This is a genomic window from Phocaeicola coprocola DSM 17136 (assembly GCF_000154845.1).
Taxonomy (GTDB): Bacteria; Bacteroidota; Bacteroidia; order Bacteroidales; family Bacteroidaceae; genus Phocaeicola; species Phocaeicola coprocola.
This window is the reverse complement of sequence record NZ_DS981479.1, coordinates 14,244-29,307: the sequence shown is the minus strand read 5'-3', so window position 1 is coordinate 29,307 and position 15,064 is coordinate 14,244. Positions and strand designations below refer to the sequence as shown.

General features: G+C 38.5%; 11 protein-coding genes and 3 pseudogenes. 8 read left to right on the top strand and 6 right to left on the bottom strand.

Annotation, left to right across the window (positions count from 1 at the left end):
* Positions 1-68: 68 nt before the first annotated feature.
* The gene (locus BACCOP_RS09790; protein ID WP_007568722.1) at positions 69-578 is read right to left on the bottom strand and encodes a DMP19 family protein; all 510 of its coding nucleotides are present in this window, start codon (positions 576-578) and stop codon (positions 69-71) included.
* Positions 579-860: 282 nt separating this feature from the next.
* Here BACCOP_RS09790 and BACCOP_RS09785 point away from each other — a divergent pair, with 282 nt between their 5' ends.
* The 5 genes and pseudogenes from BACCOP_RS09785 (at position 861) to BACCOP_RS09770 (ending at position 4,721) form a co-directional block, all read left to right on the top strand.
* A complete protein-coding gene (locus BACCOP_RS09785) occupies positions 861-1,562 on the top strand; it encodes an iron-sulfur cluster assembly scaffold protein (RefSeq protein WP_007568721.1) in 702 nt (233 codons plus the stop codon).
* Positions 1,563-1,581: 19 nt separating this feature from the next.
* Positions 1,582-2,592 (top strand): GGGtGRT protein, encoded by a 1,011-nt coding sequence (locus BACCOP_RS09780; protein WP_007568719.1) that lies wholly within the window; start codon positions 1,582-1,584, stop codon positions 2,590-2,592.
* An 11-nt stretch (positions 2,593-2,603) separates the two neighbouring features.
* Positions 2,604-3,083, top strand: a pseudogene (locus tag BACCOP_RS21115) (hypothetical protein); the annotation flags it as partial.
* Between the two features lie 773 nt (positions 3,084-3,856).
* Positions 3,857-4,189, top strand: a complete 333-nt coding sequence (gene queD / locus BACCOP_RS09775; protein WP_007568716.1) for a 6-carboxytetrahydropterin synthase QueD — start codon at positions 3,857-3,859, stop codon at positions 4,187-4,189.
* Positions 4,176-4,721, top strand: a complete 546-nt coding sequence (locus BACCOP_RS09770) for a 7-carboxy-7-deazaguanine synthase QueE (RefSeq protein WP_007568714.1) — start codon at positions 4,176-4,178, stop codon at positions 4,719-4,721. The genes queD and BACCOP_RS09770 overlap by 14 nt, the downstream gene beginning before the upstream one ends.
* Positions 4,722-4,878: 157 nt before the next feature.
* Here BACCOP_RS09770 and BACCOP_RS09765 read toward each other — a convergent pair.
* The 4 genes and pseudogenes from BACCOP_RS09765 to BACCOP_RS09750 all read right to left on the bottom strand — a co-directional run bounded on the left by BACCOP_RS09765 (position 4,879) and on the right by BACCOP_RS09750 (position 9,432).
* Positions 4,879-5,683, bottom strand: a pseudogene (locus BACCOP_RS09765) (M48 family metallopeptidase).
* 19 nt (positions 5,684-5,702) lie between these two features.
* Complete coding sequence (locus BACCOP_RS09760) at positions 5,703-6,140, bottom strand: DUF3592 domain-containing protein (protein WP_007568708.1); 438 nt, start codon at positions 6,138-6,140, stop codon at positions 5,703-5,705.
* A gap of 140 nt (positions 6,141-6,280) precedes the next feature.
* On the bottom strand, positions 6,281-7,681 hold the full coding sequence (locus tag BACCOP_RS09755; protein WP_007568706.1) for a carboxylesterase/lipase family protein: 1,401 nt from the start codon (positions 7,679-7,681) through the stop codon (positions 6,281-6,283).
* The gene (locus BACCOP_RS09750) at positions 7,678-9,432 is read right to left on the bottom strand and encodes a glycoside hydrolase family 3 C-terminal domain-containing protein (RefSeq protein ID WP_317618160.1); all 1,755 of its coding nucleotides are present in this window, start codon (positions 9,430-9,432) and stop codon (positions 7,678-7,680) included. The genes BACCOP_RS09755 and BACCOP_RS09750 overlap by 4 nt, the downstream gene beginning before the upstream one ends.
* Positions 9,433-9,464: 32 nt before the next feature.
* Here BACCOP_RS09750 and BACCOP_RS09745 point away from each other — a divergent pair, with 32 nt between their 5' ends.
* The 3 genes and pseudogenes from BACCOP_RS09745 to BACCOP_RS09735 all read left to right on the top strand — a co-directional run bounded on the left by BACCOP_RS09745 (position 9,465) and on the right by BACCOP_RS09735 (position 13,367).
* The gene (locus tag BACCOP_RS09745; protein WP_007564783.1) at positions 9,465-10,628 is read left to right on the top strand and encodes an IS4 family transposase; all 1,164 of its coding nucleotides are present in this window, start codon (positions 9,465-9,467) and stop codon (positions 10,626-10,628) included.
* Positions 10,629-11,014: 386 nt separating this feature from the next.
* Positions 11,015-12,014, top strand: a pseudogene (locus BACCOP_RS09740) (IS110 family RNA-guided transposase).
* A gap of 24 nt (positions 12,015-12,038) precedes the next feature.
* On the top strand, positions 12,039-13,367 hold the full coding sequence (locus BACCOP_RS09735; protein ID WP_007568696.1) for a sigma-54-dependent transcriptional regulator: 1,329 nt from the start codon (positions 12,039-12,041) through the stop codon (positions 13,365-13,367).
* 232 nt (positions 13,368-13,599) lie between these two features.
* On the opposite strand, the gene BACCOP_RS09730 is transcribed toward BACCOP_RS09735, so the two are convergent.
* Positions 13,600-15,054 carry a HAMP domain-containing sensor histidine kinase gene (locus tag BACCOP_RS09730; protein WP_007568694.1) on the bottom strand — a complete coding sequence of 485 codons (1,455 nt, stop codon included), beginning with the start codon at positions 15,052-15,054 and terminating at the stop codon, positions 13,600-13,602.
* Positions 15,055-15,064: the final 10 nt, after the last annotated feature.

Below are 15,064 nucleotides of genomic sequence, written 5' to 3'. Positions count from 1 at the left end.
TGCTTTCTCTATCTTTATTTTTAACTTTTATTCACTATAAACCAAAAACAAGCAATAAATTCCAAAGATTACTCTATCCCTGCAAATTGTTCCAAATGCTCATCTACATACTCAGCAATCTGTGCTGTAACTCTCTCCTCCATATCCATATAGGCCTCTTCCAAATCATCAAACGCTTCGTATTGCTCATACATTGCCATAAACTCATCATCAGAACATTCTTTTTCCAAATCTTCACGATGAGCATCATAAATCTTTTTAGCATCATAAATAAGCTTTGAAAAATCTTTCGCTCCAAACATACGCATCGCCTTGGCAAAAGGATTATCAAAGATATATGGTCCGTAACCATTTTGAATCAACTGTATAAAACCTCCTTCAAGCACTTCTTCACGAAAGAAATGATAACCTAGTAATGTATGCTGATACCCATTCAGTAAAGGCATCGTTTCAGCATTAATTACTCCTCCTGTAACCTCAAGATACTTATGGATAAACACATTCAGAAATTCATCCATTCCAGCTTCGGCTCCACGACGTAGGTCTTCGTCTTTTACTTTAATTTCGACTTCATTCATATACCTAATTATTATTACTTACAGATAGGTATTACCATCCTGCTGATATTACCACCGGCAAAGATACAGGTTTCTTTCGGAAGATAAAAAACATTTTGACAAGCAGAGATTACAAAACAAGAGTTTCAGCAAAAAATATCATTAAAAACCAACAAAAAGTTAGGTTTCAGTGATTGCATAACTAAATAAAACGACTAACTTTGCGTACGAATTAAAGAAGAAATTCCGTAATAAGAAGTTTACGAAATACTTATTTTTTATTACTCATAAAACGTAAAGAATATGACTTATTCACACGAAGTTGAACACATGTGTGTTGTAAAAAAAGGACCTAATCATGGTCCAGCTCCAATTCCTGAAGAAGGAAAATGGGTTAAATCAAAAGAAATCAAAGACATTTCAGGTTTGACTCACGGTATCGGTTGGTGTGCTCCTCAGCAGGGTGCTTGTAAACTGACTTTGAACGTTAAAGAAGGTGTTATCCAGGAAGCATTGGTTGAAACAATCGGTTGCTCAGGTATGACTCACTCAGCTGCTATGGCATCTGAAATCCTTCCGGGAAAAACAGTTTTGGAAGCATTGAATACCGACTTGGTTTGCGACGCTATCAACACAGCTATGCGTGAATTGTTCTTGCAAATCGTTTACGGACGTACTCAGTCTGCTTTCTCTGAAGGTGGTTTGATGATCGGAGCCGGCTTGGAAGACTTGGGTAAAGGTCTGCGTAGCCAGGTAGGTACTTTGTATGGAACTTTAGCTAAAGGTCCTCGTTACCTTGAAATGGCTGAAGGCTATATCAAGACTATCGCTTTGGACGAAAACGATGAAATCTGCGGATACGAGTTCGTTCATCTGGGCAAATTCATGGATGAAATCAAAAAAGGTACAGACGCTAACGAAGCTCTGAAGAAAGTAACAGGTACTTACGGACGCTTCACAGCAGAACAAGGCGCAGTTAAACATATTGACCCACGTCAGGAATAATATAAGGAGGAAAAGACATATGATTAGAGAAGTAAAATTTGAAAGCCAGGACCGTCGTATCAAACAGATTCTTGCTGCTTTGAACGAAAACGGTATCAAAGACATCGAAGAAGCTAACGCTATCTGCGAACAATATGGTCTTGATCCTTATAAGACTTGTGAAGAAACTCAGCCTATCTGTTTCGAAAATGCAAAGTGGGCTTATGTAGTAGGTACTGCTATCGCATTGAAGAAAGGTTGTACAAACGCTGCTGAAGCTGCTGAAGCTATCGGTATCGGTTTGCAGTCATTCTGTATCCCAGGTTCTGTAGCTGATGACCGTAAAGTAGGTCTTGGTCACGGTAACTTGGCTGCTATGCTGTTGCGCGAAGAAACTAAATGTTTCGCATTCTTGGCTGGTCACGAATCATTCGCTGCTGCTGAAGGTGCTATCAAAATCGCTGCAAAAGCAGACAAAGTACGTAAAGAACCTTTGCGTTGTATCTTGAACGGTTTGGGTAAAGACGCTGCTCAGATCATCTCTCGTATCAACGGATTTACTTACGTTCAGACTGAATTCGACTACTATACAGGTGAATTGAAAGTTGTACGTGAAATCGCTTACTCAAACGGTCCTCGTGCTAAAGTAAAATGCTACGGTGCAGACGACGTTCGTGAAGGTGTAAAAATTATGTGGCATGAAGGTGTAGATGTATCAATCACTGGTAACTCTACTAACCCGACTCGCTTCCAGCATCCGGTTGCAGGTACTTACAAGAAAGAACGTGTACTTGCAGGTAAACCATACTTCTCAGTAGCTTCTGGTGGTGGTACAGGTCGTACACTTCACCCAGATAATATGGCTGCTGGTCCTGCTTCTTACGGTATGACAGATACTATGGGTCGTATGCACTCAGATGCTCAGTTCGCTGGTTCTTCATCAGTTCCTGCTCACGTAGAAATGATGGGATTCCTGGGTATCGGTAACAACCCGATGGTAGGATGTACAGTGGCTTGTGCGGTTGACGTAGCTACTGCTTTGAATAAGTAATCTATACTTAATCAAATCGAGTAGGAGGAAAACGAAGTAGTTTTCTTCCTACTTTCGTTTTCCGACCTCTCACACCACCGTACGTGCCGTTCGGCATACGGCGGTTCTTTACTATGGATGCCTTTCGTATTCTTCGAAAGACACTTCCACGACATCTTCTTCAACCATCCATTTGTAGGTCTGCGCTCCTTTATACCCTTCGGATTCCGTCCTATCTCTTTAAAGGTAGCCCAATACTTCTGTTTTGGTTTTATGCATTCGTTCCAACAAACGGTAGTTTTCAGTTATGCCGTTTAAATAAAGTTTGGTCCTTCCCTATAGGCATACATGCCTTGGGTACTACGACCTCTGCTGACTTCTCACGGCAAGCTTTACTCCATCATGGTACTTCGAATCATTCATCCTCACCATATGTCCGTGAGACCTCCTCGGATAAGGGTATTAACTTTCAATCTTATGTCTGCTCCATTTACACTAACCGTCCCGAATAGCTATAGGGCTTTAGTTTGTTTCGCAACCTTACCCACGGTCATATGCCTTATATGAAGTTTCTGTTCGTCAGACCAGATGTTTGCCGCCAGCTTCTTTCAGATTCCAACTCGCGATGGACACCCTTGCTTTTGGCTGTATGATTCCCGCTATTAGGGCTCATTGGGGACTTGCACCCGTTAGCTAATACTCATGCCGAGCATACGATAATAAATCCCTGTAACTCCATGAGTTATGGGGATTTTTATTTTATATATACCCCATAAATAAAAGATAATTTCCTATTACTTTTTGCTTGCTTTTTCTTCTTGTAAATAGTTGTAGGTAGATACTGAATTAAAGCTGAATATCACTTTATTTGAGTTTATTTTTCTAAGATTAAGAAGTGCTGATTATCCTTGAAAATGGGCTAAAAAGAGGATATTTTGTGACTAATTTGCGACCATTTTCCCATTTTTTCAAAAGTGGTCGCAAAATTCGATTCATCTATCTAATACACAGAAAGATATATCATATTTAAAAGGACTTCCCAATGTCTAATTTAAAATGATTAAACAATGATAAGAAGTTCATTTGCCATTCTCTTTTTCATAAGAAAAAGTAAAGCAAACCCAAAAAGGTTTCTCACCTATTGAGATTTCTATCTCTATAAAATCACAAATGTAGCAATCGGTTATGATAAAAAATCCTTAAAAATTTGCTATCTTTGTACTATAACTGCCGAGGTGACATTAAGCAGAAGCAAATTTGTATTAATCAAACTAATGTATTTACTATGTACACAGTAATCAAAAGGATGGAAATTTCAGCCTCACACTCGCTAAAACTATCTTATCCGAGCAAATGCGAGAAGCTTCACGGTCACAACTGGATTATAACCGTATATTGCCGCTCGAAAGAACTTGATGAAAACGGTATGGTTGTAGATTTTACTCACATCAAACAGGCAGTAGAAAAACAATTAGATCATAACAATCTGAATGATATATTGCCTTTCAATCCTACAGCAGAAAATATTGCCTGCTGGATATGCAACCAAGTTCCCCATTGTTTCAAAGTAGAGGTAAAAGAATCGGAAGGTAATACAGCTATTTATGAGAAAGATTAACGAAATTTTCTACAGCTTGCAAGGAGAAGGATTTCATACAGGAACTCCTGCTGTTTTTGTTCGATTCTCGGGATGTAACCTGAAATGCAGCTTCTGCGATACACAACATGAAGAATTCCGAATGATGACAGACGATGAAATCATAGCGGAAGTATGTACCTACCCATGCCAGATGGTAATTCTTACAGGCGGAGAACCTGGGCTATCAATTGACAGTCAACTGACAAAAGCATTACATGCAGCGGGGAAATATATCGCAATAGAAACTAATGGTACTTGTGTTTTACCGGAAGATATCGATTGGGTTACTTGTTCACCCAAGGAAGGAACAACACTAAAATTACATCACATAGACGAAGTGAAAGTGGTATATGTAGGCCAAGATGTATCTCCCTACCTTAAGCTACCCGCAAAGCATCACTTTCTGCAACCATGTTCCGGACAAAATACCAATGATGTAATAGCCTACATCAAGGAACATCCACAGTGGAGGCTTAGCCTTCAGACACACAAGTTAATTGATATACCATAATATAGGACTTTTGTATTTTACTGCATTTGAATTTAGATATTTTCCCTGTTTAAACAAGCAAACTTCATTATCTGAAGAAATAAAAAGCCAACTAATTCATAGCACTTTACATATGAATTAGTTGACTAATTTTATCTTATTTACAGAATATACCTATCTATTTTATCACTGTTTTTTCAATACCCTCATTAGTAGCACGTTCTTCCATTCGTTTAATTCTTAAATCCAAATCAGGATGAGTAGAAAACAACTGATTCAATTTACTAGACAACTGATCACCGCTTTGCCCTTGCAGTTCTTTTAATTTTTGAAATGAAAGTGCCATGGACCAAGGATTTTTACCAGCCTTTTTCAAAAACTCATATCCATAATCATCGGCTTCACATTCTTGTTTCTGAGAATATCTAGCATTTACTAAAGCTTCCGTTAAACTTCCTAACTGAGAATCAGTCAACTCAGCTAGCTTACCCCCTTGAGAAGCAACACCGTCCTTTAAAGCAGAAGTAAGCAAAGCTGTACGAAAGCCTTTTTTGGAATCACGATGTGCAACATGGCCTATTTCATGACCAATCACGCCCAGCAGCTCTTCATCACTCATTATATCCATCAAAGATGAAAAAAACACGTACACTTCCATCTGCACAAGCAAAAGCATTTACATCCTTCACATAATATACTTTAAAATTCAATGGAATACCATCTGCATCACCTAACCCTTCTGTCAACTTTTTCAAACGAAGCGTATATGCATTATCATCTGCGCAAACTTGATTATGAGCATCCATCCATGTAATATATTCCTTTACATACTCACTCATCTGTTCATCTGTCAGAGTTACTGCCTGAGCCATCTTTACAGCCCCACTAATCGCTTTTTTAAGGTCAAACTGAGCCATTGCATGAGATGAGAAGGCAATACATACCAGCAAAACAACTAATTTTAAAAACTTCTTGTTCTTCATATATAAATTATAAAAATGGTTATCCTTCGCTTTTATCAGCTGTTTTAGATGTTTTCCAGAAAACAACGCTTCCACACATACATATGAAGCCCGACGCCACTAAAAGTCCCCAAAGCATACATTCTGATTCCGGTAAACGAATTTCATGCGGACGATGAGGATGATACCAAACAGATACCTTGTCTCCTACACTCCTCAATGGCCAATAGCTGATTCTGGTAGCAAATAAATCACCATATTTATCAGTAGAATATGCTATTTGCATCTCTTTCTTATACCTTATTTTTCGATACCGATAAATCTTTTTGGTTTGCAATGTTCGAATAATTCCAGTAGTATGTTCATACCGATGAGATATAGCATACAAAGAATAGAATCCCAAAACACCACCACCCAATAAGACAACTCCTGATATAAGCAACAACAATGCAATGATCTGGCTACGTATTATATTCATGGATAAAGTCTGATTTATACAAAGATATAAAATTATTAACATAACTTCACTCCAAAGGGAAGGTTTGTTTAATTTTCCTTATCCAGAATAGACAACAGACTTTACCATATTCAGTATTTCCAGTGATATATAACCTTAATTTACTTCACATCTAACTTTTGTATATGTTTATCCACCTTAGTACAAGGTTTCCATTCAGGCAAGCCTACTCCATTGGGATTACCTGTTTTAGCAAAATTAGTCCAATAAGAAACCATACGTTCACTCAGTTCATAATCAGCTTTTTCCATTGGGCGCCAACATTTATCAAGTGTCCCAAACATATACCATAGCTCACTAGAATGAAATGCACCTTTCATATCACCAAAACCACCTTTGGGAGCAGACATATCTTCGCCAGGTAAATCGCGGCTAAAGCAATATACATAGACCGGACACCGCCCCTGACGCTCAAGCAACAAACTCCAGTTTACAGCAGCCTGCTTCATTTGATCTGGTGCAATGTCTTCCGACGTATATCCAATCATATAAGGAATATCCAGTTCCTTATTCTGCAATGCCACATCATATACAGACGATTCTAAGAGCTCCCCATCCACACAAGGAGAATAAGGCATACCATTAAAAGTTTTCTGCACTTTCATGTAGTTCATCATCACTTCCTGAAAATGCTCTACCGGACAAGTACGCATTTGCTCCAATGTATCATATCCCGACGCATCCCACATGGCTTTCCCCATCGTTTCAGCTTCCTGCAACGACTTCGTAGAAATAATACCTTCCAATCCTCCACCACTCTGTATAATGGCACGCTGTACATAGCCTTTCGCAAGCGGTGAAGATATCAAAGCTTGTACACTACCCGCTCCTGCACTCTGTCCGAAAACCGTAACATTATTCGGATCCCCTCCAAAAACTTCGATATTACGTTTTATCCATTTCAATGCAGCAAGCTGATCGAACAATCCATAATTTCCAGAACCCTTTCCTGAGTTTTCTGCTGTCAGCAACGGATGAGACAGGAAACCACACATCCCCAAGCGATAGTTTAAAGTAACCAATATAATGCCTTTCTTTGCATATGCATCACCATCAAATTCGATTTCATGTCCGAAACCATTCTGAAAGGCACCTCCATGAATCCAGACCATAACCGGCAAATGAGCATTTTTCTTTCCCGATGCCGGTGTCCATATGTTTAAATACAGACAGTCTTCACTCATTTCAGGATTACCATCCTGATAAAACTCTTTCCAATAAAAAGAACCCTCAATTTGTCCACCTTGAAAAGATGCATCTCCAAACTGTTTACACGCCTTCACTCCCTGCCACGGCCGTACCGGTTGCGGATGCTTCCAACGTAACTCTCCCACAGGAGGAGCTGCATAAGGAATGCCCTTGTAGACAACTATACCCTCTTGATCTATTACGCCTTCGATCTGTCCACCTTCTACGTCAACAACAAGATTTTGGGCACATGAAGCCATCGACGCTCCCCAAAGGGAAACGCAGATGACTATATGTAACAAACCTCTTTTCATCGTTTTACCATATCATGTTGAGCTATCTTGTATGGAGGTATCATGGCATTATGAACTTTTACTTTCTGAGCCTTTGACACTTTCTGAGTTACCGTACAGCGTACATCAGCCGATGAAGCTCCTACCATCCATTGATATGTTCCTTTAGGTAATTCCCATGAACTGCTCTTTTCATTAAGCGAAGCCATATCCATCAACTTCCACGACAAGGTTACAACCTCCGATTCACCCGGCTGTAACAGTTTTGTTTTGGCAAAAGCCTTCAATTCTTTAGCTGGCTTCTCAAGTCCACCCGCCGGAGCTTTAACATATACCTGTACAGATTCCTTTCCAGCACAATTACCCGTATTCTTCACTGCAACCTTCATTTCACAATTATCACCATTAATATCAGATGACACAATTTCAAAACTAAACGTTGTATATGACAAACCGTGACCAAAAGGATAAGATACTTCCTTATCAAAAGTTTCAAAATAACGATAGCCTACATAAATACCTTCCTCATAATCCGTAAAGTCAACATTACGAACAGCTTCTTTGGGCTTTTCTTCCTTTTCTTTTGATTCGAAGTTCATACCACTTCCCATTGCAAACGAAGGCATTTTAAATTCATAATCATAAGGGAAATTAGAATCAGACGGTGCATCCCCATATTTTATAGCAAAAGTCATCGGCAAATGTCCTGAAGGATTTACTTTACCTGTCAATACATCTGCAACACAGTTACCAACCTCCTGACCTGGCTGGAAAGCACAAATTACAGCATCAACCATATTCTTCCAGGAAGCTGTTTCTACCGGACTACAAATATTCAGAATAACAATAACTTTCTTTCCGGCTGCACGATAAGCTTCTGCAACCTGTTTAATAAGAGCTGATTCATTTTCTTTTAGATAGAACTCTTCCACACGTCTGTCGGAAGCTTCACCGCTAGTCCGTCCTAAAGTAATAATAGCGACATCGTTATTCTTAACTTGTGCTGATAATTCGTCACTCGTCGGAACAAACTCTTCTGCACGTTTGAGAGGAGTCAGTGAGAAAGGAGGTTTTCCATTAGGATAAAGACGTTTTTGCTCATCAAACAAATGTTTTTTGTATTTCTTTATTAGATCAGCATCTACAGTGTATCCTGCATTACGCATTCCCTCAACCAAAGAAACACAATAGTAGCCAACACCTGTACTACCGAATCCCATACCAGCAGGAACCATATCATAAGATGTTGTTCCATAAAGAGCAATAGTCTTTACATTGGCTGTCAAAGGCAGTGCACTCCGGTTATCCAACAAGACAATACCTTCAGCACCTATCGTGCGGTCAATGATTGCATGGGCTTTCAAATCTGTTTCGTTAGCATATTTATAGTTTTCAAAAGTATGACACTTTACTACTAATTCTAATATGCGCTTTACATTACGGTTTAAAATAGCTTCATCCAGGGTACCGTTTTGCACAGCTTCCAAAATAGCCTTATATTGGCGTTCTTGTCCAGGCTGTAACATATCATTTCCAGCCTTCATGGAAGTAACGGCATCCGTCCCTGCATTCCAGTCGGACATTACCACTCCCTTGAATCCCCATTCATCACGCAGAATATTCTCAGTCAGATCAATATCTTCACACGTATATTTGCCATTGACTTTATTATAAGATGTCATTACTGTCCCGTAAAAGTGGATAAATAGTTCTTTGAAATAACTGAAATATAGCTTATTATACTCTATTTGTAAAGCGCGACGATTTGAAATTGTACCTTTGAAACCAAATCAAATGGCTTCAAATGAATCAAGACAAATATGTTTTCGCTCAATTGGTAGAGTTTTTGAACAACAATAAATTCAGAAGAATCGTGGACAAATACGATGGAAATCGTTACGTCAAACATTTCACTTGCTGGAACCAGCTTCTTGCTATGATGTTCGGACAGCTAAGCAATCGTGAGAGCCTACGCGACCTGATTGTTGCATTGGAAGCACATCAAGCCAAGTGTTATCATTTGGGATTGGGTCGTGAACCCTTGGCCAAAACCACACTTGCATCAGCTAACCAAAATAGGGATTACAGAATCTTTGAAGATTTTGCATTCTTCATGATGAAAGAAGCCAGTGATAAACGAGCTACTCATATTCTGGATATCGAAGGAAAGAAGTACGCTTTTGATTCAACCACCATTCCGTTATGTTTGGCAACATTTCCTTGGGCTAAATTTCGAAGTAAAAAAGGTGGAGTCAAGGCACATGTCCTTTATGACATTGAGGCTCAGGTTCCGGCTTTTTTTACAGTAACCACAGCTTCAAAACATGACTCAACAGCAATGTCTGCAATTCATTATGAACCAAATGCATACTATATTTTTGATAGAGCGTATGATTCGTTTAAGGAACTATATCGGATTCATCTTACTGGCTCTTTCTTTGTCGTAAGAGCCAAGTCGAATCTTAAATTTAAGTTCTGCAAATGGAAACGCAGACTACCAAAGAATATACTATCTGATGCTGAAGTGAAATTATCAGGATATACCTCTGAAAAGAAGTATCCGGAATCATTCAGGATTATCAGGTTCTATGATGAAGAAGATGATCGTGAATTTACCTTCCTGACAAATGCCAAACATATATCTGCACTTGATGTAGCTAATCTCTATAAAAAGAGATGGCTTGTAGAACTGTTCTTCAAATGGTTGAAGCAGCACCTTAAAATCAAAAGGTTCTGGGGCACCACAGAAAACGCAGTCCGTATTCAGATAAGTGTGGCTATTATCACTTATTGTTTGGTAGCTATTATCCAACATGATTTGCACTTAAGCCGTTCGACCTATGAGGTCCTACAGATTTTGAGCATTTCATTAACGGATAAAACACCTTTACAAGAGTTGTTCAATAAGACTAATTTCAATGATGTCAAAGAGCAATTAAATCCCCTTTTCCCGGGGTTGTTTGATTAATATTTAATTCGTCCCGATTTTAACGGGACACTAATGATATTAACTACAAAAATGAAAAGCCTATTGGCAGAGTTAAATATGCGCTATTTTAATTCCGCCAACAGATAAAATAGTATCTTTGTACCTAATAAAGATGTATAAAAATCAATCAACACCTTAGATTTGCATCCGAGGATTACAGATAAAATAGAAAGGATAAATTTGTAAAGCAAAGAAAGAATGCAGGAAGTGAACCGGCAATCAATACGGAAAGAACAAGTTCCATTTTCATAAGCGGACTTCCTGCTTGTTTGAACCCAGACCCGGATAGTAGGTTAACATCCATTGTTAAGGTAGTTAGGTTAAGTTCAAGCCCTTTCTTTCCTAAATCATTAAAAGACAAAAGTATGGAAAATTTTTATTTTATCGGTGTGAACGTGTCGAAAAAGAAGTTAGACTTCTGCGTGATGTTTGAAGGAAAGGTTGTGCATGAAGAAGAAACTGCCAACCATCAAAGTGCAATAATGTCGTTGCTGCATCATTTTGAAGAAGATTACGGAATAGACAACACCCGAATGCCTGTCTGTGCAGAGCACACCGGTCAATATACGTTCCCTTTGGCTTGTGCCTGTAAAACTGTAGAATGCAAGCTTTGGCTTGAAAATGCAGCGGAAATCAAATACTCCTCCGGTGTACAGGGGGGGGAAGAATGACAAGGTGGATGCCAAGCGTATTGCTATCTATGCCAGCCGATTTCAGGATAAGGTGCGCTATTACGAGCATCCCACAGAGGATATTGAAAGGTTAAAACAACTTGAATCCGAACGTACTCTGTATGTGACGGATTTGACCAAATATAAAGGACAGATGAAAGACCAGAAAGACTATATGCCCAAAGCTCTGTATGAACGCAAGATGAAGCGTTTGCAGGCATTGATGGATGACTTGAAGGAAGCCATACAAGCCATTACGGACGAGATGGATGAAGTGATAGCTTCCTGTCCTGTATTGTTCAGACAGCAAGAATTGCTGATGTCCATAGATGGCGTAGGGCGTGTGGTAGCAACCAACATGATAATCGCCACGGAAGCATTTACCCGTTTTTATGATCCGAGGAAGTTCAATTGTTATGCCGGAGTTGCTCCATTCTCTTATTCTTCCGGAAGTTCCCAACACTCAAAAGCAAGAGTGTCGCATCGGGCAGATAAGGTGATGAAAAGACTTCTCCACTTAGCTGCCGTAGCGGTAACACACCGGGTCGGAGGCGAGCTGAAGAAGTATTACGAAAGAAAAGTCGCCGAAGGCAAGAACAAGATGTCTGTAATCAATGCGTTAAGAGCCAAAATTGTAGCCAGAATGTTTGCGGTCATCAAAAGAAACGAGAAATATAAACCTATTTTATCATAAAAAACTTGCAAAAATCATAGTAGTATGGTACAAATTCTAGTAATAGATGATGAAGAACCTATTCGTAAATTATTAGCGAGGATTATAGAATTAGAAGGTTATAAAATATCCACAGCGAGTTGTTGTAGCAATGCATTGCAACAATTACGCAAGCAACAGTATGACGTGATTCTTTGCGACGTATTCTTACCTGATGGAAATGGAGTCGATTTCATTTTTGAAATCAAAAAATATTCCAGCGATGCCGCCATAATATTATTAACCGCGCATGGAAATATTGAAGATGGTGTACAAGCTATCAAGAATGGAGCGTTTGACTACATCACCAAGGGGGATGATAACCGTAAAATTATCCCTACGATAAATCGTGCAGTCGATGAAACTGAAAAAAAGAAAGGTAAAAAAACGACCTCTATAGCATACTCTTTTGACTCTATTGTTGGAAAATCAAAAGAACTTAAACAGGCTATAACATTGGCACAGAAAGTTTCCAAAACAGATGCAGCTGTATTGCTGACCGGAGAAACAGGAACAGGAAAAGAGGTCTTTGCGCATGCCATTCATCAGACCAGCGAAAGAGCTGCACTGCCAATTGTAGATATAAACTGTTCGGCTTTTAGTAAAGACTTGCTGGAAAGCGAACTATTTGGCTATAAAGCCGGCGCTTTTACAGGTGCCTTAAAGGATAAAAAGGGACTATTTGAAGTAGCTAATCATGGGACCATTTTTTTAGATGAAATAGGAGAAATGGCTTTTGACCTCCAGGCAAGGCTTCTACGTGTTCTGGAAACTGGAGAGTATATAAAAATAGGTGACACTAAACCAACAAAAGTAGATGTCAGAATTATATCAGCCACAAACAGGGACTTAAAGAAAGAAATAGAAAATGGTAATTTCCGTGAAGATTTATATTTCCGATTATCCGTTTTTCAAATAAACTTACCTCCGCTGCGAGAGAGAAAAGACGACATTGAAAGTCTGTCATATATGTTCTTGGAGAAATTTGCCAATAAACTTAAAAAGAGAATTACAGGAATAACCCCAGAAGTGCTTAATATATTAAAAAAAGCAGAGTGGAAAGGAAATGTCAGGGAACTTAGAAATGTTATAGAAAGATGTTCAATCGTATGCGAAGAGCAAATAACATTCGAAGATTTGCCTCTCGACTTACAGAAACGTAAGTCAGATGTTTCACCGATGAAAGATAGTTTTGAACTGGCGGAAATCGAACGAATGCATATTATCAAAGTATTGCAATATACCAATGGGAACAAAACAGAAACCGCGCGTCTTTTAAAAATAGGACTGGCGACTCTTTATCGTAAAATTGAAGCATATAAAATAAGTGTATAAAATAAAATTAACCGTTTATAAGCATTCGTCTGATATGCTTATAAACGGTTTTATAAGAAATCATTGTTGTCCGATAAAACTTTTTAAGTCATCAATAACTTGTTGATATACATAAAATTAGACATCAACTTTAACAAGAAAGCTTATTCATAAAGATAATACTGATAATCAACCTATTTAATATGTTTATCGGACACTGATAATAAGAAATAAGAATTGACAAATCTAATGATTATGCTTTCAATCGTAATGTAAAGCAACTTCCTTTTCCAACTTCACTCTCTACGGTTAAAGTACCACCATGTGCTTCTACAAAATCCTTCGAAATTGATAATCCCAGTCCACTACCTTGAACCTTTGTACCAGGTACTCGGAAATAATGATCAAAAATACTCTGATGATAACGTGGATCTATGCCCTTACCAAAATCACGAACATACATTTCAATATAATTATCATCAGTTTGACGGACACCGATAATTATACGGCCATTTTCAGGAGAATAGCGAATCGCATTCGAAAGCAGATTGGTTAATACCCAAGCTATTTTTTCACTGTCTACAAATAATTTACCGATCTTATTTTCCGGATATTGTACTTCTATTTGTATGTTGAACTTTTCAGCTTGCACCCGATTGGCTTTTATGGCATATTCTATCAATTCTATTGGTTTTGTTATACGGGGCTTGAGCTGTAACTTTCCAGACTCAACTTGCGTCATATTAAGCAGTTCACCAGTAATATTAAGCAAACGTTCACTGTTGTCCTGAATGCTTTGCGCCAATTCTTTTTGCTCATCATTCAAATCACCTACCCTACTGTCTTCGAGCAATTGCAAACTCATCATAATTGCCGAAATAGGTGTCTTCAGCTCGTGTGATATTGTCGAAATGAAAGTGGTCTTGGCAGAATCCAGCTCCTTAAACTCTGTGATATTTTTAAGCATAATAACGTATCCCTCGTTTATAGAGCCGGAATTATTGTTTCCTGGTTTATTAATTTGCATATATTTCATCTGAAAATAGCTTTCCTTGTTGTCGGCATATATTTTTAAAGGCTCCGTTTTGCCAACTTTGTTTTCTTTTTGTGAATCCATAAGCTCACGTATGAGTCTTCTCAACAAATCATTTCTCAAGGAAATATCCTGAGCCGATTTTTGTAAAACTTCTTCACGCTTTAGATTCAGGACATTCAAGGCCTCATCATTTATAAACAAAATAGTCAGTTCATTATTCAAGCCTATAATAGGTTCTTTTACACTATTAATAATGGCTTCCATATAATTTTTTGCAGCCTTTATTTGCACCAGGGTACTCGAATGGTAATCGGACAATCGCTTTGCCATTCGATTGAAATTCTCAGAAACTTCCTTAAATTCATGACTTTCCAGATTTAGTCTGCAATCATAATTATGATTGGCTATATCTTTTATTCCGTCGATAATCTTTTTGATCGGTTTATTGAAATAAGAAGGAAGAACTGCCAGCATGAAAATACCGATTACAATACAAAAACCTCCAATAGTCGAAATCCAAAGTAATGCACGTTGCAACCCGGGACCTGCAGCAGGACTATTGGGCTCTGTAGCCGTTAAGATTTGCAAGTTTACAATAGAAAGTGAAACCAGAAGCACAATCATAGCAACCAGTGCTCCTATTACCAGTGTCAATTTTGTCTTAATATTCATAACACATTTT

Excerpts from the sequence above, each read along its gene's own strand:
- queD (WP_007568716.1), top strand. The coding sequence starts at position 3,857 with ATGTACACAGTAATCAAAAGGATGGAAATTTCAGCCTCACACTCGCTA.
- BACCOP_RS09735 (WP_007568696.1), top strand. The coding sequence starts at position 12,039 with ATGGTACAAATTCTAGTAATAGATGATGAAGAACCTATTCGTAAATTA.
- BACCOP_RS09785 (WP_007568721.1), top strand. The coding sequence starts at position 861 with ATGACTTATTCACACGAAGTTGAACACATGTGTGTTGTAAAAAAAGGA.
- BACCOP_RS09760 (WP_007568708.1), bottom strand. The coding sequence starts at position 6,140 with ATGAATATAATACGTAGCCAGATCATTGCATTGTTGTTGCTTATATCA.
- BACCOP_RS09790 (WP_007568722.1), bottom strand. The coding sequence starts at position 578 with ATGAATGAAGTCGAAATTAAAGTAAAAGACGAAGACCTACGTCGTGGA.
- BACCOP_RS09730 (WP_007568694.1), bottom strand. The coding sequence starts at position 15,054 with ATGAATATTAAGACAAAATTGACACTGGTAATAGGAGCACTGGTTGCT.
- BACCOP_RS09770 (WP_007568714.1), top strand. The coding sequence starts at position 4,176 with ATGAGAAAGATTAACGAAATTTTCTACAGCTTGCAAGGAGAAGGATTT.
- BACCOP_RS09780 (WP_007568719.1), top strand. The coding sequence starts at position 1,582 with ATGATTAGAGAAGTAAAATTTGAAAGCCAGGACCGTCGTATCAAACAG.
- BACCOP_RS09745 (WP_007564783.1), top strand. The coding sequence starts at position 9,465 with ATGAATCAAGACAAATATGTTTTCGCTCAATTGGTAGAGTTTTTGAAC.
- BACCOP_RS09755 (WP_007568706.1), bottom strand. The coding sequence starts at position 7,681 with ATGAAAAGAGGTTTGTTACATATAGTCATCTGCGTTTCCCTTTGGGGA.